The sequence below is a fragment of the Amycolatopsis sp. La24 genome, assembly GCF_029087445.1.
Taxonomy (GTDB): domain Bacteria; phylum Actinomycetota; class Actinomycetes; order Mycobacteriales; family Pseudonocardiaceae; genus Amycolatopsis; species Amycolatopsis nivea.
Genome location: NZ_JARACH010000002.1, coordinates 309,040 through 328,276, shown reverse-complemented (window position 1 = coordinate 328,276; position 19,237 = coordinate 309,040). Strand labels below are relative to the sequence as shown.

The 19,237-nt window shown below is 69.2% G+C and carries 18 protein-coding genes and 3 pseudogenes; 4 read left to right on the top strand and 17 right to left on the bottom strand.

The window, feature by feature from the left end; translation table 11 throughout:
• Positions 1–6: 6 nt before the first annotated feature.
• From PUT80_RS05205 to PUT80_RS05160, 10 genes and pseudogenes are all read right to left on the bottom strand, one after another.
• The gene (locus PUT80_RS05205) at positions 7–864 is read right to left on the bottom strand and encodes an ABC transporter permease (protein ID WP_101436377.1); all 858 of its coding nucleotides are present in this window, start codon (positions 862–864) and stop codon (positions 7–9) included.
• A gap of 146 nt (positions 865–1,010) precedes the next feature.
• On the bottom strand, positions 1,011–1,433 hold the full coding sequence (locus PUT80_RS05200) for a hypothetical protein (RefSeq protein ID WP_101440881.1): 423 nt from the start codon (positions 1,431–1,433) through the stop codon (positions 1,011–1,013).
• 13 nt (positions 1,434–1,446) lie between these two features.
• On the bottom strand, positions 1,447–2,130 hold the full coding sequence (locus tag PUT80_RS05195) for a hypothetical protein (RefSeq protein WP_229857379.1): 684 nt from the start codon (positions 2,128–2,130) through the stop codon (positions 1,447–1,449).
• A gap of 283 nt (positions 2,131–2,413) precedes the next feature.
• A pseudogene (locus PUT80_RS05190) lies at positions 2,414–3,356 on the bottom strand (ribose-phosphate diphosphokinase).
• Between the two features lie 175 nt (positions 3,357–3,531).
• On the bottom strand, positions 3,532–5,367 hold the full coding sequence (locus PUT80_RS05185; protein ID WP_101436378.1) for a phosphoenolpyruvate carboxykinase (GTP): 1,836 nt from the start codon (positions 5,365–5,367) through the stop codon (positions 3,532–3,534).
• A 35-nt stretch (positions 5,368–5,402) separates the two neighbouring features.
• Complete coding sequence (locus PUT80_RS05180) at positions 5,403–6,224, bottom strand: hypothetical protein (RefSeq protein WP_101436379.1); 822 nt, start codon at positions 6,222–6,224, stop codon at positions 5,403–5,405.
• A gap of 5 nt (positions 6,225–6,229) precedes the next feature.
• Positions 6,230–6,436 carry a hypothetical protein gene (locus PUT80_RS05175; RefSeq protein WP_101436380.1) on the bottom strand — a complete coding sequence of 69 codons (207 nt, stop codon included), beginning with the start codon at positions 6,434–6,436 and terminating at the stop codon, positions 6,230–6,232.
• A gap of 163 nt (positions 6,437–6,599) precedes the next feature.
• Positions 6,600–8,129: an NADH-quinone oxidoreductase subunit C gene (locus PUT80_RS05170; RefSeq protein ID WP_101436381.1), complete on the bottom strand. Its 1,530-nt coding sequence runs from the start codon at positions 8,127–8,129 to the stop codon at positions 6,600–6,602.
• A complete protein-coding gene (locus PUT80_RS05165; RefSeq protein ID WP_101436382.1) occupies positions 8,126–9,607 on the bottom strand; it encodes a proton-conducting transporter membrane subunit in 1,482 nt (493 codons plus the stop codon). Before PUT80_RS05165 ends, PUT80_RS05170 begins: the two co-directional genes overlap by 4 nt.
• 29 nt (positions 9,608–9,636) lie before the next feature.
• Positions 9,637–10,302, bottom strand: a complete 666-nt coding sequence (locus PUT80_RS05160) for a hypothetical protein (RefSeq protein WP_101436383.1) — start codon at positions 10,300–10,302, stop codon at positions 9,637–9,639.
• Positions 10,303–10,556: 254 nt separating this feature from the next.
• Between PUT80_RS05160 and PUT80_RS05155 the strand changes: the two genes are divergently transcribed.
• A complete protein-coding gene (locus PUT80_RS05155; protein WP_101436384.1) occupies positions 10,557–11,801 on the top strand; it encodes an IS110 family transposase in 1,245 nt (414 codons plus the stop codon).
• Positions 11,802–11,825: 24 nt separating this feature from the next.
• On the opposite strand, the gene PUT80_RS05150 is transcribed toward PUT80_RS05155, so the two are convergent.
• The 7 genes and pseudogenes from PUT80_RS05150 to PUT80_RS05120 form a co-directional block, all read right to left on the bottom strand.
• Positions 11,826–12,773 (bottom strand): NADH-quinone oxidoreductase subunit H, encoded by a 948-nt coding sequence (locus PUT80_RS05150; RefSeq protein WP_101436385.1) that lies wholly within the window; start codon positions 12,771–12,773, stop codon positions 11,826–11,828.
• Positions 12,770–14,788, bottom strand: a complete 2,019-nt coding sequence (locus PUT80_RS05145; protein WP_101436386.1) for a proton-conducting transporter membrane subunit — start codon at positions 14,786–14,788, stop codon at positions 12,770–12,772. The genes PUT80_RS05150 and PUT80_RS05145 overlap by 4 nt, the downstream gene beginning before the upstream one ends.
• Positions 14,785–15,270: an oxidoreductase gene (locus PUT80_RS05140; protein WP_208637361.1), complete on the bottom strand. Its 486-nt coding sequence runs from the start codon at positions 15,268–15,270 to the stop codon at positions 14,785–14,787. Before PUT80_RS05140 ends, PUT80_RS05145 begins: the two co-directional genes overlap by 4 nt.
• A gap of 106 nt (positions 15,271–15,376) precedes the next feature.
• Positions 15,377–15,733, bottom strand: a complete 357-nt coding sequence (locus PUT80_RS05135; protein ID WP_101436387.1) for a metalloregulator ArsR/SmtB family transcription factor — start codon at positions 15,731–15,733, stop codon at positions 15,377–15,379.
• A gap of 437 nt (positions 15,734–16,170) precedes the next feature.
• Complete coding sequence (locus tag PUT80_RS05130) at positions 16,171–16,506, bottom strand: group II intron maturase-specific domain-containing protein (RefSeq protein WP_101436388.1); 336 nt, start codon at positions 16,504–16,506, stop codon at positions 16,171–16,173.
• Between the two features lie 32 nt (positions 16,507–16,538).
• Positions 16,539–16,778 (bottom strand): annotated as a pseudogene (locus PUT80_RS05125) (site-specific integrase); the annotation flags it as partial.
• A 109-nt stretch (positions 16,779–16,887) separates the two neighbouring features.
• Positions 16,888–17,028, bottom strand: a pseudogene (locus PUT80_RS05120) (transposase); the annotation flags it as partial.
• 72 nt (positions 17,029–17,100) lie between these two features.
• Between PUT80_RS05120 and PUT80_RS05115 the strand changes: the two are divergent.
• The 3 genes from PUT80_RS05115 (at position 17,101) to PUT80_RS05105 (ending at position 19,231) form a co-directional block, all read left to right on the top strand.
• Positions 17,101–17,754, top strand: a complete 654-nt coding sequence (locus tag PUT80_RS05115) for a hypothetical protein (RefSeq protein ID WP_183123704.1) — start codon at positions 17,101–17,103, stop codon at positions 17,752–17,754.
• A 189-nt stretch (positions 17,755–17,943) separates the two neighbouring features.
• A complete protein-coding gene (locus PUT80_RS05110; RefSeq protein ID WP_143271397.1) occupies positions 17,944–18,579 on the top strand; it encodes a hypothetical protein in 636 nt (211 codons plus the stop codon).
• A 28-nt stretch (positions 18,580–18,607) separates the two neighbouring features.
• Entirely contained in the window at positions 18,608–19,231 is a 624-nt protein-coding gene (locus tag PUT80_RS05105) for a hypothetical protein (RefSeq protein WP_143271398.1), read from the top strand.
• The last annotated feature ends 6 nt before the right edge of the window (positions 19,232–19,237 follow it).

Genomic DNA, 19,237 nt, shown 5'->3' with positions numbered 1-19,237 from the left:
GCCTCGTCACTTGTAGATCTGCATCTCGGGGTTGAGACCGAGCATGATCGCGGTGAAGACCGCGTTGAAGATCCAAATCGCCGCGAACGCGATCACCACGGCCTGGTTGACCGCCCGCCCCACCCCGATCGGCCCGCCGCCGGTGTGCAAGCCCTTGTAGCAGCAGACGACGCCGATGATCAGCCCGAAGATCGACGTCTTGACCACGCTCGCCCAGAGGTCGGTCGTCGTCGCGTTGTCGAAGAAGCTGCCGAAGAACGCGCTGCTGTTCGCCTTGAGGATCGGCACGGCGGCGATGTACCCGCCCACGACACCGAAAGCCAGCGCCACCAGGTCCATCAGCCCCGTGATCAACGTCATCGCGACCACCCGCGGCACGATGAGCGTCCGGATCGGGTCGACGCCCAGGACTTCCATCGCGTCGATCTCTTCACGGATGCGGCGGGCACCGAGGTCCGCAGTGATCGCGGTGCCCATCACGCCGGCCACGACCATCGCGTTGATCCAGGGCGCGAACTCGCGGACGCTCGCCATGATGAAGAACGAGCCAAGCCGTTCGGGGATACCGAAAAGGGAGAAGATGTTCCCGCCCTGCAGCCCCGGAGCCCCAAGGCCGAAGGCCGTGGTCGAGATGATCATCGGGATCCAGCACAGCTTCAGCGTCTGGAACATCTGCTCACGAACTTCGCCCCAGTAGCCAACAGGGTGCCGGAGGGCGGAGTAGAGCACGTCGCCCATCAGCCACACCATTTCGCCGGCCTGCTCCAGCGGACGCGCGACCGCGGAACCCAGGCCTGATCGCCGGCTCGCCTTCCGGCGCTGCCGGCCTTTCGCCTTGGGCGGTGCCGCTGCGTGCGTCGTCATCGGTGCACTCCTTGGTCGACTTCGAGTCTTGGTGGACTTCGAGTCAGTTCTGTCCGGCGGGACTCACCTGGGAAACGAGTCTCGCGCGATTCCGCCACGCTAGGATCGTCGAATCCTGCTTGGAAGCCACAGAACCGTTGCCATCACTACGAATCTCCGGATTTTTCCACTCCGCTCATGCGTCCGCGAAAAAAGCCGGACGCGCCGCCGACCACCACAGCCGTAGCCGCCGTCAGCCCGATCTGGAGAGGATCGCGGCCCGCTGGTACGAGCAAGGACAACGGAAGCGCGAGCAGATAGCTGCACAGCGCGGCTAGCGCGCCGTGTACCACGGGAAGGCTGGCGTTGCCGATTCGCCTTGAAGCAACGAAGAACGCGACCACAGCGACAAGCGGAAGCCACACATAACCCAGGACCGGTACCAAGGCCACGACCAGTGGCTGGACCAACCCGCCGATGAGGAGAACGCTGAACCCGGTCGAAGCGCCCCGGACCGCCTCGGGCGCGTCGATCCGGTCCACCCAGGACTGCCGGTCCGGACCGGCGGCGTTGTCACGAGCACGCGTCATGGAGATCCCGCCTTTACGCTGGCCCACCCCGACCTGGACGACGTCCTGCCGGACGTGCTCGGTAGCGACGGATTTCGAGTTGCGCACCCGCGGGAGGCATTCCGCTCGCGGCCGCGCCGGTGTCGCGGCGCTGAGCGCGGAGGATCGGACGGCGATTCGCGGCGATCGTCCACACCGGGCGAAAGCCGATTGGCGTTCCACGGCTGAGCCAGGCATCGTAGGCCGACGGACAGTACGCCGAGCACGGGTTCCCGGCGTCGCTGTTCCCGGAGTTCGACAATGAACACTGCGGAAGTATGTCCGGCCAACGCTGGTCCATATGGGCCAACGACGGCACCCGAGGGCCAACTTCAATCTCGGCCGAACGGGCCGAAGTTCTCCGGCGGTACCGCCTCGACCAACAGGCCGAAACGACGGCCGCGATGTCGCGGACCGCGTCGCCCTCGTCGGCCACGGCGTGCCAGGCCGTTGCGCCGCAACCGGACAGCGTGGCGAGCCGGCGCCGGACGAACTCCAGTTGCGCGTCCCGGGAAGAGAACGCCCGAGAACCGCGCTGCCAGTCGTCCACAGCCTTGCCGTCCTGGTCGGCGTGTTCCAGCCCCACTTCCCAGTCCCGTCGATACGGGTTGCGTTCGTTGTCCACCGAGATGCTGTAGGTGTGCCCCTGGTGCTCACTGGTGTAGACGGTGGCGTCCATGGCATGAGTCTCCGTAGTAGTAGTTCGGTTGTGGTGTAAGGAATCATGCTCGCTGGCGAGGCGGGTCGAGCAGTTTGGTGACGGCGGTGACTGCGGCGAGTCCGGGGGCCACGGCCGATCACACCCCGCACTGGCACACCCAGCGCGACCTGCTGCACACCATCAGCTGCTGCGTGAACTGGCCGAAGCCTGAGTCGGAAAACACCGCTCCTACGCCCATCGCCCCGACCCCGGCCGATGAACGACTCCCCGCTGTTGCGTCGCTACGTTCGGAACCCGCCGGTCAGTTACCGGCGTTGAACAGGCTGGTCACCGATCCGTCAGAGAAGACTTCGTCAATAGCGCGAGTCAGCAGGGGGGGCGATGGATTGCACGCTGAGCTGGGTGAAGTGCTTGTCGTCTGGAATGGGGAGGGTGTCGGTGAGGACGACTTCCCGGATTCCGCTAGAACTCAGGCGCGCAGCGGCGTTACCCGAAAGCACGCCGTGGGTGGCAGCGGCAATGACGCCAGCGGCACCTGCGGCGTTCAGGAGTCGGGCGGCGCCGACCATCGTGGTCGCGGTGTCGATCATGTCGTCCACGACTACACACAGCCGGTTTGCGACGTCGCCGACGAGCTGGCCGGTGTCGGGATGTTCGGCGTGGAGGGATTTCCGGTGCTGGATGAACGCGATGGGTTGCCCGCCGAGAAGGTCGGCCCAGGTTTCGGCGAGCTTGACGCGTCCGGCGTCTGGAGCGACCACGGTGATGGCCGAGTCCTGGTAGCGCCGCCGGACGTGCTCGGCGAGCAGTGGTTGCGCCAGGAGGTGGTCGACGGGGCCGTCGAAGAACCCTTGGGCTTGGGGTGTGTGCAGGTCGACGGTGATGATGCGATGGGCGCCGGCGGTGGTGAGCAGGTCGGCGACGAGCCGGGCGGAGATGGGTTCTCGTCCTCGGTGTTTCTTGTCTTGGCGGGCGTAGGGGTAGAAGGGCCAGATCACGGTGATGCGTTTCGCGCTGGCTCGTTTGAGCGCGTCGATCATGATCAGCTGTTCCATGAGCGCCGTGTTGAGCGGTCCGGTCGCGGTGTGCAGGACGAAGGCGTCACAGCCGCGAACGGACTTGTCGAAGCGCACGAAGGTCTCGCCGTTGGCGAAGGTGTGCGCGGTCTGCGGGGTTACCGACGCGCCCAGTTCGTCCGCGATGTGCTGAGCCAGGGCGGGGTGAGCGCCGCCGGCGAAGAACATGAGCCGCTTGGTCACCTCTCCCGGCAACCTGTTGCCCGGAGCGACGCCAGTGGCGATCGGGGTCGGTGTGGCGGCTCTCATCCGTTGTCTCCAGTAGACGCGTGGCAGGTGGTGGAACCGCGGGCGGAGCCGAGCGGGGAGCCGCCGACGGCTCCGCCCGCGGGATCGTGGGGCGTTATGCCAGGCGCCGGGTCAGCGCGTCGAACTCCTCGCGCAGGGCCGTGGGCAGCTTGTCGCCGACGGTGGCGAACCAGTCGCGGATCAGGTCGAGTTCGGCTGACCACTCGGCCGGGTCGATAGTGAGGGCCTCGTCGACATCGGCGGGGTTGATGTCCAGGCCGGTCAGGTCGAGGTCGCCAGCCGTCGGCACGGCCCCCAGCGGCGTGTCGGTCGCGTCGGCGGTTCCCTCGATGCGACCGAGGATCCAGGCGAGGACTCGTGAGTTCTCCCGGAACCCTGGCCACAGGAATCGGCCGTCCTCGCCGCGGCGGAACCAGTTGACTCCGAAGATCCGCGAGAGTTTCGCAGGATCAGCACGCTCGCCGAGGCTCAGCCAGTGGGCGAAGTAGTCGCCGACGTGGTAGCCGGTGAAGGGCAGCATGGCCATCGGGTCCCGGCGCACCACCCCGACCTCGCCGGTGGCGGCAGCGGTGGTTTCCGAGGAGAGGGTGGCGCCCAGGAACACGCCGTGCTGCCAGTGCCGGGACTCGGTCACCAGCGGGATGGTGGAGGCGCGGCGACCGCCGAACAGGATCGCCGAGATCGGCACCCCGGCGGGATCGTCCCATTCCGGGGCGATGCTCGGGCACTGCTGGATGGGGGTGCAGAACCGGGAGTTGGGGTGGGCAGCGGGCTCGGTGGAGTCGGGGTGCCAGTCGCGGCCCTGCCAGTCGGTGAGGTGCTCCGGCGCGGTGTCGGTCATGCCTTCCCACCAGACGTCGCCGGTGTCGGTGAGCGCGACGTTGGTGAAGATCGTGTTGCCCTGCTCGACCATCCGCATCGCGACCGGGTTGGTGCGGTAGCCGGTGCCGGGGGCGACGCCGAAGAACCCGAATTCGGGGTTCACGGCGTAGAGGCGGCCGTCGTCGCCGAAGCGCATCCAGGCGATGTCGTCGCCGAGGGTCTCGGCTTTCCAGCCGGGCAGGGTCGGTTGCAGCATGGCGAGGTTCGTTTTGCCGCAGGCGCTGGGGAACGCGGCGGCGACGTAGTGGACCGCGCCTGCAGGTGAGGTGAGTTTGAGGATGAGCATGTGCTCGGCGAGCCAGCCTTCGTCGCGGGCCATGACCGACGCGATCCGCAGAGCGTAGCTTTTCTTGCCCAGCAAGGAGTTCCCGCCGTAGCCGGAGCCGTAGCTCCAGATGGTGCGGTCCTCGGGGAAGTGCGTGATGTATTTGACGTCGCTGCACGGCCACGCCACATCGGCCTGGCCGGGCTTGAGCGGGGCGCCGACCGAGTGCAGGGCCTTCACGAAGTCGGCGTCCTCACCGAACTTCTCCAGCGCCATGGCGCCCATGCGGGTCATCAGCCGCATGGAGACGGCGACGTAGGCGGAATCGGTGATCTCCACGCCGAGTTTCGGGTTCTCCTCGGCGAGGGGGCCCATGCAGAACGGGAGCACATACATCGTGCGTCCGCTCATGCTGCCCCGGTAGAGCTCGGTCATGATGATGTTCATGTCGACCGGGTCCATCCAATTGTTGGTGGGCCCGGCGTCGTCGGCGTTCTCGGAGCAGATGTACGTGCGGTCCTCGGCCCGCGCGACGTCGCGCGGGTCCGATGTGGCGAGGAAGGAGTGGGGTTTCTGCGGGACGCGGACCAGCGTGCCGGCCTCGACCAGCGAGATCGTCAGGCGGCGCCATTCGTCGTCGGAGCCGTCGCACCACACCACCTTCTCGGGCGTGGTGAGTTCGGCGACTTCGTGCACCCACGCCAGCAGAGCGTGATGGGTGGTGGGTGCGTGATCCAGTCCAGGGATGGCACCGGCTGGGCGGTTGTCCGTCGAGGTGGTCATGGTGCCGCTTCCTGTGTTGCGGTTCCCGGTGTTGGTCAGCGGGAGGGTTGGGTGTGAAAGACGCTGGTTACCGCGTCGGTGACGAGGCGGGTCACGGCGATGCCTTTGACGAAGGGCACGGACCTGCCCGACGGTGGGATGTCGGTGAGGGCGATGGCGCACGCGCGGAGAATCTCGACGTCGAAGGCCAGGCCGGGTGCGTACACGGCGGCTCCCAGGAGCCCGGCCGCCGCGTACGGTGCCGCGCCGGTGTCCTCGCGGGTGATCACGGTGAGCCCGCCGAGCCGCCTGGTCGCGCTGGAGGGCAGCTCCCCGATGAGGTCGATCACGAGGTCGGCGCCGAAGACGATGTTGTGCAAGGGAAAGATCGTGGCGTCGGAGGAGTTCCAGGTGGTGATGTCGTCGACCCCGGTGGCCATGAGCAGCGAGGTGAGGACAGGCAGGTCCCGCGCTCCGGCAAGGACCACCCTGCTGCCGTGGGCTCGCCGCCCCGCCTTGGCCAGCGAGTCCACTGCCGCGGCGGCCAGGGCGATCGCGGTGACGTCCTCGTCGGTCAATAGCGGACGCGCGTGGCTGTCCTGCAGCTCCCGCTGCACCTCGCGGGCCCGCGCAGGGGCCACCCGGGTCAGCAGGACCGCGCCGATATCGGCGGGCAACGCCCGGATGCCTGCCGCGAGGCCGGCCGCGTCGGAGGCGAGGATGACGGTCGGCCGGACGGGAACGCGGGCCAGGCCACTGATCAGCTCAGCGCCGTCACGTAGCGTCGCTGTCAGGTCGGTGCCGCTGGGCAGGGCGCTGCCATCGGACACGATCGCCACCCGCTGGGCCTTGGAGTCCGCAGAAGAAGCCGACGTCATGGTTGCTATCCCCTGGCCTCTGTTGTGGTCAGTTCCGCGGGGTCGATCCAGTCGGTGGTGTCGATGCCATGGCGTTCGGCCAGGTCGAGCAGATCCTTGATGCGGGCGATGTGCAGGTAGATCTCGTAGTCGTGCCCGGCTTCCCGAGCGGTGGCCAGCTTTTGCTGCGCGCCCTGGACGCGACCTCGCAGCACTGTCACGAACTCACTCATCGTCTTCGCCTTTTCTCCGTCCCGACGCCCACGCGGGCGAGCCCGTACCCCGTCCACGCCGACTTCTCTATCGTCTATGCAGTTAAAGAAGTATGCAAGTCTTAACTTATGCGAGAATGCACACACCGTGCGTACGTCGACACGCCACGCACGGTGAGTGCGTCTACAGGTCGTTACCTGCGTAGGAGAGGTTGAAGCTCTTATTGGTCAGCGGGAAGTCCGGGACGATCGTGTCGGCCAGCGCGACCGGCAGGGCGGGCCAGTTGAAGAAGCTGGGGTCCACGATTTTCACCCGCGACAGCGTCCCGTCAGTGGTGATCTCCACGCGGTGCACGATGGTGCCGCGCCAGCCCTCGGTGATGCCCACCCCTGAGCGTGCGGCACCGCTGAGCCGGCCGAGACCCGAGGTGAAGGACGCGAGCCCGTCGTCGATCTCGCCCGCCAGGTAGGTGATCGCCCTGATCGATTGGGCGATCTCCTCGGCGCGCACCAGGAACCGCGACAGCACGTCACCCTCGGTGCGGACGTGCTCGACGCGGGGAAACGCCCCGTCCAGGAACGGATGGTCATGGCGGGCGTCGACGGTCAGGCCGCTGGCGCGGGCCACATACCCCAGGGTGCCCAGGTCCGTGGCCTGCGTGGTGGTGAGGATCGCGGTGCCGGTGAACCGGTCGGCGACAACGCTGTTGCCCAGGGCGAGGTCGACGATCTCGGCGACGTCGGCGCCGATCGCGGCCAGCTGATCGGGGTCGGGCAGGGTGTGGACGCGCGTGCCGCCGGGCCGGATCGCGCCGCGCAGCAGCCGGTGCCCGGTGACGTCGTCGTTGATCCGCAGCAGTTGTTCGCGGACGCGCTGGGCGTGGGTGTTGAGGATGGCGTGGCCGACGTCGTTGCACAGCGCGCCGAGATCGGTGACGTGGTTGTAGAGCCGTTCCAGCTCCAGCAGGATCGCCCGCAGCCGGTTGGCGTCCTCGGAGACCGGGATGCCGCATGCGTCTTCGACGGCGTGGCAGAACGCGAGGGTGTGCCCGACGGCGGCGTCACCGCTGACGCGTTCGGCGAGGTCGAGCGCCTGCTCGGGGCGGCGTCCCTGAAACAGCTTCTCCAGTCCTTTGTGGACGAACCAGAGGCGGGCTTTGAGGTTGAGGATGGTCTCGCCGACGACGGAGAAGCGGAAGTGGCCGGGTTCGATCATCCCGGCGTGCACCGGGCCGACCGGGATCTCGTAGACGCCGTCTCCTTCGACGGTGCGGAACGGGTACGGGCCGTCGACGTCGCCGAACTCGGGGGGTTCGCCAGCGTCGCTCAGCATCGGGTACCAGCCAGCCGGCCAGTGGAAGTGGCGGACCAGACGACGGGGCAGCGGGTGGTCGGTGGGCACGATGCCGAACAGGTCGCGCATCTCGCGTTCGAACCGCCCAGCCGCGAAGGACAACCCGGCCAGGCTGGGCACCCGCGGGTCGGCGGGATCGAGCCGGACGTGTAGTTCGACGCGCCGCTCCGGGCCGGTCGCGGTGAACAGGTACACCGCTCGCAGCGTGTCGCCGTCGTCGTGTCCGGCGACCAGCGCGAGGCGGTGTCCGTGCTCGAGTAACGCCTGCGCCCGCTCCGGTAGCTCGGCGGCGGCGATGGTGCGGGCAGTGCGGCGATATCCGGCCGCGCTGCTGAACGACGACGACGGCGCGCTGGTCATGGTGCCCCCGTGACGGCGGTAGCGGCGGTGTGCAACAACGAGGTCAGCGGTCCAGCGGCGATACCGAGGGCCGCACATGCCACCAGCCCGGCCGTCAAGACGACGGCGACCGTGATCGGCAGCGGCCGGGTAGCGGTGGCCGCGCCCGGCCCGTCCGGCGGTGCGCCCAGCAGCATCCGGCTGGTGTGCCCGATCAGGGCAGCGGCGATCACCAGCACCACGAGCAGCGCGGCAGCGGTCACCCAGCCGAGCCCCGCCGCGAAACCGGACCGGGCGATGCCCAGTTCACTGGCGAAGATGCTGAACGGCGGCAGCCCGATCAACGCGAGGACCCCGAATCCCAGACACCCGGCCAGCACGGGTTGCCGCGCGGCCAGCCCGCGGACACCGTCGATACGACTGGTGCCGGTGGTCTGCAGCAGCCGCCCGGCACCGAGGAACAGCACCGCCTTGGCCAGGCCGTGACCGAGGACGTGCAGCAGGGCAGCGGCCAGTGCCAGTGGGCTGCCGACGGCGGCGCCGAGGGCGACCAGGCCGAGGTGTTCGATGCTGGAGTAGGCCAGCATCCGCTTGTAGTCCCGCTGCGCCAACAGGAGCGACGCCGCCACCGCGAGGGACGCCAAGGCCATGACGATCAGCACGGCGCGGGTGAACCCGGTGCCCAGCGCGGCGTCGGCGATGACCTTGACCCGCAGGATCGCGTAAAACGCCACCGACAGCAGCACCCCGGACATCAGCGCCGACACGGGCGCCGGGGCTTGGCTGTGCGCGTCGGGCAGCCACGCGTGCAGCGGTGTGAGTCCGGCCTTGGTGCCGAACCCGAGGATGAGCAGCACCACGGCGATCCGCGTCACGCCCGGGTCGAGGCTGTGCGCTGTGTGGGCGAGCGCGGCGAGGTCCAGGCCCGGCGTGCCGGGGGCGTGCTGGGCGGCGAAGTTGAGCAGGAACGTGCCCAGCAGGGCGAGCGCGATGCCGGTGGAGCAGATCACCACGTACTTCCACGCCGCTTCGATCGCGGTCCGGGTGCGTCGTTGCCCGACGAGGAACGCGGTGACGATGGTGGTGGCTTCGATCGCGACCCACAGCACGCCGAGGTTCGCGGCCAGCACCGCCAGGGCCATCGCGGCGAGGAACACCTGCACCAGGACGCTGTGCCGGGCGGCGGTGCGTGCGGTTGCCCGGTCCGCGTCGATTTCGCCGCGCAGGTACGCCGGGGTCGCGGCGGTCGCCAGCAGCGCGACCGAGCCGATCACGATCAGCATGAATGCCGACAACGCGTCGACCCGGATCAGCCCGGCCAGCGCCGTGCGCGGCCCGGACCCCGACACGGCGGCGGCCGTGATAATCGCGGCAGCCAGCACGAGGGCGGAGGAGCCGGCGCTGATCCATCGGGTGGCTGGTCGCCACCCGCCCAGCAGGTACACCGCGGCACCGAGGAGTGGCACGACGATCGGGGCGAGGACCAAGGCGGTGTTCATACCGCCTCCGGGAGAAAGTACGGCGGCGGTCATGAGTCGCGTAGCTCCCGCAGTTCGTCGAGGTCGGCGGTGCCGAAGGTCTCCCACATCCGAGACGCCAGGATCTGCAGCACCAGCACCGCCAGCAGCACGTCGAGGGACACCCCGAGCTCCACGACCAGGCCGGCACCGGAGGTGGTGAGGAACCCGACCGCGGTGATCCCGTTGTCCATCAACAAGAACCCGACCAGTTGGGACAGGGCGCGGCGGCGGGTGACGAGCACGAAGAACCCGATCAGCACCACCGTCATTCCGACCGGGATCGCCTGCGTCGCCGCCGAGGGCGCCAACGCAATCAGCGGCTGCGACACCGCATAGGCCAGCATCGTCAGCACCGCCACCGACAGCAGGGACGCGGCCACGTTGACCAGCGGCCGGGTTTCCCGCCGCGCCGCACCGGCCTTCACCAGCGCCCGGCGCAGCAGATACGGCAGGACACCGACCCGCAACACCGCGATCCCGGCCGCGACGAACCCCAGTTCGACCGAGCGTTCGTGCACGGCCAGCACCGCCACCAGGGCCGTCAAGGCCAGTCCCTGAACGGCGAACACCCGGATGATGACCGCGAGTTCGCGGCGCCACACGATGAGCACCGCGGTCAGCAGCAGCGCACCACACGCCAGATCCAGCGCTTGCACATACGCGGTGTCACTCACGAAGCCAGTCCTCAGCGGACATTCGACGAAGTCCTTTCATGTCAGTGCTCCATGACCCGTGGCCGGGTCGCTCGGTAGGGGTGAGAATGTGTGGGTCGTCCGGCGACGTCGTGTGGCCTTGATGCCGGGTGCTCGAATGTCAGTGGGACGCGGGAGCCTGCGGTACCCGGTAGTGCTGCCATGAGCGCGTGATTCAGACTCGTTGTCGACAGGCTCCTCCGGACGGCGCGACTGCGTCGGAAGGAGCCGAGGCGATGGACGTGGTGATCCAGCGATGCGCGGGGATCGACATCGGCAAAAAGACGATGGCGGTCACGATCCGGACGCCCGGGCAGGGCAAGCGCCGCAGGACCGAGACGCGCACGTTCGCGACGATGACCGATCAGGTGCTCGCGCTGCGCGACTGGCTGCTCGGCGAAGGTGTCGAGGTCGCGGGGATGGAAGCGACCGGGGACTACTGGAAACCGGTGTTCTACCTGCTCGAAGACGCGCTGGAGTGCTGGCTGCTCAATGCCGGGCACCTCAAGGCCGTCCCGGGACGCAAGACCGACGTCAAAGACTCGGAGTGGATCGCCCAGCTGGTCGAGCACGGGCTGGTCCGCCCGTCGTTCGTCCCGCCGCCCCCGATCCGGGAACTGCGCGACCTGACCCGCTACCGCAAGACCGTCATCGAGGAACGCACCCGCGAAGTGCAGCGGCTGGAGAAGATCCTCGAAGACGCCGGCATCAAACTCAGCTCGGTCGCCTCCAGCACCGTCAGCGTCTCCGGCCGGGCCATGCTCGCCGCCTTGATCGACGGGGAGCGGGACCCCGCGGCGCTGGCGAACCTGGCCAAGGGACGCATGCGCCGCAAAACCCCGATCCTGCAGCAGGCGTTGCGCGGACGCTTCGACGCCCACCACGCCGTCCTCGTGCGGGAAATGCTCGCCCGCATCGACGCCGCCGACGCCACCGTCGCCCGGCTTTGCCACGAGATCGCCGAACGGCTGCGACCCTTTCAAGAGCAACTCGACCTGCTGATGTCCATCCCCGGCATCGCCCGCCGCAACGCCGAGGTGCTCATCGCCGAAACCGGCGGCGACATGACCGCGTTCGGTTCCCCCCACCGGCTCGCGGCCTGGGCCGGCCTCGCACCCGGCAACAACGAGTCCGCCGGCAAACACCGGCCCGGACACACCCGCAAGGGCAACAAATGGCTCGGCTCCGCACTCGTGGAATCCGCGCACGCCGCCGCCCGCACCAAAAACACCTACCTCGCCGCGCAGTACTGGCGCCTCTCCGGCCGCCGCGGCAAGAACCGCGCCGCCGTCGCCGTCGCCCACTCCATCCTCGTCATCGCCTACCACCTCCTCGACCGCCACCAGCCCTACCGCGACCTCGGCGGCGACTACTTCACCAGCCGACTGCCCGACCACGCCCACGTCCGCCGACTCGTCGCGCAACTCGAACGACTCGGCCAGCACGTCACCCTCACCCCCAACAACCCGGAGGCGGCTTGACAGACCAACTCGCCTATTCACGATTCAGGCCAGGAAGAACGACGCGGCGACCGCGAGCAGGGCGAGCAGGAACGACCCCGCGAGGAGTTCGGGAACCCGGAACAGGCGCAGCTTCGCCAGGAACACCTCACCGGCGGCCAGTACCGTGCCCAGGACCGCGACCTTCACCACCCACACCAGCACCCCGGCGAGGATCGCGAGCGGGGCGGCGGTGGTGGCGATGCCCCAGGGCAGGAACAGGTTCGCCAGCAACCCGAGAAACACCGTCAGCCGCATCGCCGAGGCGAGCTCGACCAGCGCGAGGTCCGGACCCGCGTATTCGAGGATCATGGCCTCGTGCACCATGGTCAGTTCCAGGTGCGTGGAGGGGTTGTCCACCGGCAGCCGCCCGGTCTCGGCGACGATCACCACGATCAGCGCGACCGCGGCGAGCAGGCTGGCCGGGGAGATCACCCGCGCCGGGTCGTGCAGGGTCGAGGTGACGATCGAGGCCAGGTTGGTCGACCCGACCCGCACCGACAGCGCGAAGATCGCCACCAGCAACGTGGGCTCGACCAGCGCGATGATCGTCATCTCGCGGCTGGCGCCCATCCCGCCGAACGCGGTCCCGGTGTCCAGCCCGGCCAGTGCCAGCGCGACCGTGCCCAGCGCGAGCAGCGCGACCACCGCGAACAGGTCCGCCACCGCGGCCACGGCGGAGTCGGTGGTCGCGAACGGCGCCACCACCGCGACCACCAGTGTCGTGGCGACCAGCACCAGCGGCGCGAACCGGAAAATCTCACTCGTGCCGCGCGGGGCGATTCGCTCCTTGCCGAAGAGCTTGCGCAGGTCCCGCCACGGCTGTCCGATCCCTGCGCCGGCGCGGCCTTCCAGCTTGGCCCGGACCTGTCGCATTACCCCGGCCAGCACCGGGGACGCGGCCACCACGACGACTGGCTGCAGCACCCCGCCGACGATCCCGAGCGCGCTCACCGGGTCACCGCCAGCAGGACCAGGACGGCGCACACGGTGTAGAAGCCGTAGCCGAGGTACCGGTGCACGCTCCCGGTCGCCAGCCTGCGTCCCACCCGGCCCCACGCGGACACCGCGGTCAGCACAGGCTGGTAGAGGCGGCGTTCGATCCGGTCGGGTACGCGGCGCCGGTACTCCACGGCTTGCACGAGGTAGGCGGATTCGCGGTGGTGCGTGACGTCGACGTCGGTTTCGGGCTGCACGACGTCGTCGAACACCCGCTGCAGTGGCTCGGCGAACGAGGTCGCGGTGTATTCCATCCGCGCCGACATCGGCCCGGCGCCGCAGTCCCACAACCGGGCGGCCCGCCGTGCCCGCCGGGTTGCGACCAGCCGCACCGCCCCGGCCGCCACGAGCACGGCGGCCAGCAGCGCGAGCGTGAGCATCAGCGGTGAGAGGGCACCGGTGATCCCGGCCAGCCGCATCGTGACCGCTCCGGTCACCGCCGGCCCCGCCGAGGGCAGCGCCGTGCTGGCAGCCGTGGCGATACTGGGCAGCACGAGGGCGGGCGCGACCGCCAGGACCGCGCTGACCGCGGCGGCCACTCCCATCCCGGCCAGCATCGTCGGTGGGCTCTCGTGCGCGTTCTCCGCGGCGGTACTGCGGGGCCGGGCCAGGAACCCGACGCCGAACGCCTTCACGAACGTCGCCACCGCCAGCCCGGCGGTCAAGGCGACCGCCGCGACCGCCAGCGGCATCGCGATCGCCGTCGCGACGCCCGATGTGGGCAGGCCGTGGATCAGGGCTTGCAGCAGCAGCCACTCCGACACGAACGCCGTCCCTGGCGGCAACGCCGACGCCGCCAGCGCGCCCCACCCGAACGCCGCCGTCGTCACCGGCATCGTGGCGCGCAGGCCACCGAGCGCGTCGAGGTCGCGGCTGCCGGTCGCGTGCAGCACCGACCCGGCCGCGAGGAACAGCAGGGTCTTGAACGCCGCGTGCCCGATCACGTGCAGCAACGCCGCGCTCAACGCCAGCGCCGCCAGCACGTGGTCACCGGACGCGGCGAACAAGCCGGACGCGCCGACACCGACCAGGACCAGTCCCATGTTCTCCGTCGTGGAGTACCCGAGCAGCCGCTTCAGATCGGTCCCCATCGCGGCCTGCAGAATCCCGTACACCGCCGAGACCGCGCCGAGCGTGAGCACCAGCAGCCACCACCACCGCGGGCCGCCGCCGAGCAGGTCGGACCCGATCCGCACGATCCCGTACACCCCGAGGTTCACCATCGCCGCCGACATCAACGCCGACACATGACTCGGCGCCTCCGGATGAGCGCGGGGAAGCCACGCGTGCAGCGGCACGATCCCGGCCTTCGACGCGAAACCCGCGAACATCAGCACGAAAACCAGCCCCGCGGTCGCGGGCGGCAGGTGCGAGGCGGCCTCGCGCAGCGCCGGGAACGAGTCGCCGGTGGCGTGCCCGGCCAGCACCAGAAGCCCGATCAGGATGGTCACAAACCCGAGGTGGGTCATCACCGCGTACCAGCGGCCCGCCCGCGCCACCTCCGGGCGGCGACGGTGCTCGGCGAGCACCAGCAGCAGCGAGGTGGCCGCCATCAGTTCCCAGCACACCAGCAGCGTGCCCGCGCTGGAGGCGACCGGCACCAGCAGCATCGCCGCCACGAACACCGGGAACACGGCCTGGAACAGCCGGGAATCGAGGCCGTGCCGGGTGTAGGAGATGCCGTACATCCCGGCGGCGACCGCGACGCCACCGGTGACCGCCATGAACAGGCCGCCCAGCCCGTCCATCGTGAACGAGACACCGGACAGGGGCAGCACCCCCGGCAGGGCAAGGGAAAACGCCTGACCGGCCATCGCGGCGGCACCCGCCGTCACACCGGCGGCCCCGGCCAACGCCGTACCGACACCCACCACCGCCGAGCGCACCCGCTGCGGCACGACCAACGCCGCAACGGTGCCGAGCACCCCTACCACCATGGCCGCACCGAAGCCGACAGCAGCGACGTTCATCGACCGGTCAGCTTCCGCAATCCCTCGACAATCGCCTCCGGCCGCGGCGGGCATCCCGCGATCTCCAGATCCACCGGCACCACGTCCGACACCGCACCGGCCAGCCCGTAAGCCCCAGCGAACGCGCCGCAGTTCCGGGCGCAATCCCCGACCGCGACCGCGAGCCGGGGCGCGGGGGTCGCCTCGTAGGTGCGCCGCAACGGTGCCGCCATGTTCCGCGTCACCGGCCCCGTCACCAGCAACGCATCCGCGTGGCGCGGCGAGGCGACCAGGCGCGCGCCATAGCGTTCGGCGTCGTAGACCGGCCCGAACGCCGACCCGATCTCCACCTCGCACCCGTTGCACGAGCCGGCGTCCACGTGCCGCACCTGCACCGAACCGCCCAGTGCAGCGGCGGCCGCGGGCATGTCACCGCTCGGTCGAGGTGGCGCGGGCTCGGCCACCCGGCCGGTCCGGCGGATCTTGCGCCACAAGCTCAGCACACGCTGCTCCTGACTGTCGTTCTCAAGAAGGGTGCGGTCCAGTCCGCCTGGGCGACTGAGCAGAGGACCAGGCGCAGTGGACCGCGGCTCATGCGCTCCGCGAGTCCTACGTCGGCGGAGGCGGCCCTGCCGACCCGGCCGGAGCGCGCAGGTCGTCGAGCAGCTCGATCTGCCCGGTGAGCACACCGGTCAGGATCTGCCGCGCGACCCGCAGCAGCTCCGCGACGTGCGGGCTGGTCAGCGAGTAGTAGACAGTGGAGCCTTCCTTGCGGGTCACGACCAGCCCGGCGCGGCGCAGCACGGCCAGCTGCTGGGACAGGTTCGCCGCTTCGATCCCCACCTCGGGCAGCATTTCCGCCACGGCATGTTCGCGTTCGCTCAGCAGCTCCAGCACCCGGATCCGCGCGGGGTGGCCCAGGGTCTTGAAGAACTCGGCCTTCGCTTGGTAGAGGGGTCTGCTCACGGACGCTCCTCCTCACGCACGCGCCACCACGGCATCATGTTCAACACTTGCTAACCTTAGCAAGTCTGAAATCCTATTGTGCACTGAGTGGACCGCATCGAGAGGCACGAGATGCGCCAACCGACCGTCGCCGACGTCGTGACCAGGGCCGTCGTGTTGCGGGGCATGACGTTGGTGTCGGTGCCTCCCGTCGTTGTCGGGGCTGCTTTCCACCCGGTCCAGTCGTCTCACCGGACCCGGCTGCCCCCAGCTCCTACCGCTCCGCTGCGACGGACCGGCGGCGCGGGCCTCACACCCGCACACGGATCAGTGAGGTCGGCTCGGAGCGCCGTGCCCGCGTTGCCGCGGGTGGGTTTCTCCGAGCCGCCTCCCGAACCCGGCGTGCCAGTTGTCCCGGCACCGGGCTCTCCACAAGTCCCGGCGGGATCGTGTTGGTCTCATGCGACGCTCGGCCATGGCGACGGGATGCGCGCGCCCCGGTAGTAGTAGCGCTTCGCGCGTACCCTGGCGGGGTCGAACAGCCCAATATCGCCATCGGCGGGCCAGATGCCGTAGCGTCGACGCAGTTGCTTCCATGGGGTGCGTCGATGCTTGCGTTTCTGCCACCGGACGATCTCCTTCCACAAGTATGACCGTAGGTAGCTGAAGGTCGCGTTCGAGCATCCGTACTTGAAGTACGCGGTCCAGCCCCGCAGCATCCGGTTGAGCTGGAGCAGCAGGACTGCGAGCGTTTGGTTCGTGTTCTTCCGGCAGGTCGTCTTGATCTTGGCCATGACGGCAGCGAGCGCCTTCTTGGCCGGGTAGACGCGACGAACTCGCCGATGTCTTCCAGCCGCACCTCCCGCCAGTCCACGCCGCGACCGTCGAGGAAGGCGAACCAGTCCTTCAAGTCATGGGCGTAAGCCTTGATCGTGTTCGGGGACCGCTCGATGTCGGTCAGATAGGCCAGATACCGCTCGATCGGGCCGACCGGGGCGTCGTCATCGCCCAGAACGGTCCACGACTCCAGCGGCGAGGCGGGTGAAACGACCCGCTGAACAAGCATTGCTCCTCCGGAAGATCCGCGTGATGGACGGCGGCAGATAAGCACGTCCAGCACGCAGTCGCCCGGCTCTCACCTCCTCGTGTCCAACATGGACGACACAGGCCAGCGGGCTCAAGATAACGATCGCGTTCGTGGTGCACACCACCGTGCGGATTTCCTTGTCAAACTGGAGAAACGGCACGAACTCGGCCCACGCGTTCTCCCACAGCCTGATGATCGCCGGGTAGCGGGCCTCCCACTTCTCGCCGAAGGCGGCCAGTGGGGGCTCTCCCAGCTGGCACCCGGCGGGCGGCTGGTGATACCCCTGCGGATTCGCGGAAGCGTGTCGCGCTCGATCGCGTTTGAGCGGGACCCCGACGGTGGCTGGCGCAGCGCCGAACACGCGATGTGCGGCTTCGTCCCGCTGCGCGGCGGCATCGCCGACGACCCCCGCAGCCGGATCGACCTGACCGGCGACAACACCGTCACCCTCCAATCCCACCAGGACCAGCCCTTCGCCCCCGAACGGCTGACCGGCGTGCTCGACCAGCCCCGCAGCGAGATGTGGACCGGGGTCACTTTCGCCCGGATGGAATCGTTGGAGTGGATGTACCTCTGGCTCACCTGCGCGCTACCCGGCGGCCTGCGCAGCATGCCCGCGGAGCAGACCGCGATCGACTCCGGCCGCATCACCCCGATGTTCCGCACCGGGATGGCCGTACCCGGCGACGGCGAGTTGGCCTACCTCGCCAAACGTCCCGGCGGCCACGACAGCGACGGCCACGAACTCACCGAAACCGGCGTCATCGGGCACGGCCCCCACGGTGGCGAACTGGCGGCCCGCGTCGCCGACGAGATCCGAACCTGGCACCGGGACTTCCGGCACCGGGACGTCCGGTTCGAGATCCCCGCCGACGGCACCGACACCTCCGACCCCACGCGCGGCCGGTTCTTCCTCGACCGCCCCCATCACCCCATCACCGTCGTCTGGCAGTAAGCCGAACCAGTGGTGGTGTTCGACCACGCGGGGCGACTACCGGACACACGAGAAGGCCGGGGCGGCGCGTTCCTGATCGCCGCTCCGGTCCCCTCGCCCTTCCCGTCAGGCCGATGCCCGCACGAGTTGGCGTGAGGCTTGCCCGATCACCCGTTGGTGTCCGCACCGTGGCTGGCTACGGTCGTTGACGTGACCGAAACCGAAGCTGGTGCTCGCCACAAGCCCAGTGCGCTGGAACTGATCGCGGAGTGCGTCGCACGGCTGCGGATGACCGAGCCTGCGGACACGCCGGCCGTGCTTCTGGCGGCGTGGCACGGGTTCGGCACCGCCGAGGCCGCCGGCCGCATGCTGCGCTGCGACAACGACGAGGACGCCGTGCTCGCGCGCAACGCGACGCCGGTGTTCGAGGCCGTCGCCGTGCTGATGCGGCGAGCACCGTCGATGCCCTACACCGACTTCGTGGTGGAGAACATCAGCGGCCTGGTCCCCGATGGCTACCAGCCGACGAGCAACGCCGACCAACTCGACGACCCACTCGCGGTCCCCGACATGTCGCCGGCTGGGAGTGTTCGCAGCGGCATTCTCGCGCTCGCGCTCGAACTGAACACCCTGCTGCCCGAAGCAGCCGAGAACGCCACCGCACCGGACGACCGCGTCGCGTGCGAGCACGGAACCAGACTGGCCTACGAGCTGTCGAACTGCTGGGAGGGCAAGCTCACCTCCTACATGAATGGCGGGCGGGATCTCATTGGCGACCGTCGAACCCAACCGGTAGGCGCGAAACCCAAGCAGGGAAAGAAAAAGCGCAAGCCGAAGCGGAAATGATCTGAGCATGTTGCCGACAGATCGGGTCGTGCTGGTCGATCTGGAAAACGTGGTGGGGTTTCGGCCCAAGCGACGAACCTTGCGCAGCCGGATGACCGCGCTGCTCGACGCCGCCGGGCCGTGGCACCACGCCGTCGCCGCCTACGCCTGCATCGAGGACGCCGACGACGCCACCGCCTCCACCCTGGCGGCGCTCGGCGTCGCACCCCTGCGCGTCACGCCCGGACCCGACGCCGCCGAACTCGCCCTGCTCGCGCACGCGCGGCGGATGCAGGCCGACGGCTGCACCCGCTTCACCGTCTGCTCCGGCGATCACGCCTTCGCCGTACTCGGCGACGCCGACGCCTCGACTCTCGAAGTCCTTGTCTGGCAAGGACAACCGGTCGCCGCCGGCCTCGCGGCAGCCGCCGACCACGTGCACCGACTCCCTCGGCTGGGCGAAGGCGACATCCCGGTTCGGCCCGAGAACACCGGCAACCTCGGGCGCCTCACGCAGCGCCGCGCCACATCCCGCTCGAAGCGACAGCCTCAACTGCCGTGGGACGGGCTTGTCACAGGATTCGCCACCGGCATCGGCATCGTCCTCGGTGCACGGCTCGGCAGCCTGCTCTGGCCCGGCGCCGCCGTTGACGAACGCCGCGGCCCGCGTTAACCGAAA

Bases quoted from the DNA above. Each gene is read 5' to 3' on its own strand.
- PUT80_RS05205 (WP_101436377.1), bottom strand. From the start codon at position 864: ATGACGACGCACGCAGCGGCACCGCCCAAGGCGAAAGGCCGGCAGCGC.
- PUT80_RS05200 (WP_101440881.1), bottom strand. From the start codon at position 1,433: ATGACGCGTGCTCGTGACAACGCCGCCGGTCCGGACCGGCAGTCCTGG.
- PUT80_RS05195 (WP_229857379.1), bottom strand. From the start codon at position 2,130: ATGGACGCCACCGTCTACACCAGTGAGCACCAGGGGCACACCTACAGC.
- PUT80_RS05185 (WP_101436378.1), bottom strand. From the start codon at position 5,367: ATGACCACCTCGACGGACAACCGCCCAGCCGGTGCCATCCCTGGACTG.
- PUT80_RS05180 (WP_101436379.1), bottom strand. From the start codon at position 6,224: ATGACGTCGGCTTCTTCTGCGGACTCCAAGGCCCAGCGGGTGGCGATC.
- PUT80_RS05175 (WP_101436380.1), bottom strand. From the start codon at position 6,436: ATGAGTGAGTTCGTGACAGTGCTGCGAGGTCGCGTCCAGGGCGCGCAG.
- PUT80_RS05170 (WP_101436381.1), bottom strand. From the start codon at position 8,129: ATGACCAGCGCGCCGTCGTCGTCGTTCAGCAGCGCGGCCGGATATCGC.
- PUT80_RS05165 (WP_101436382.1), bottom strand. From the start codon at position 9,607: ATGAACACCGCCTTGGTCCTCGCCCCGATCGTCGTGCCACTCCTCGGT.
- PUT80_RS05155 (WP_101436384.1), top strand. From the start codon at position 10,557: ATGGACGTGGTGATCCAGCGATGCGCGGGGATCGACATCGGCAAAAAG.
- PUT80_RS05145 (WP_101436386.1), bottom strand. From the start codon at position 14,788: ATGAACGTCGCTGCTGTCGGCTTCGGTGCGGCCATGGTGGTAGGGGTG.
- PUT80_RS05130 (WP_101436388.1), bottom strand. From the start codon at position 16,506: ATGGCCAAGATCAAGACGACCTGCCGGAAGAACACGAACCAAACGCTC.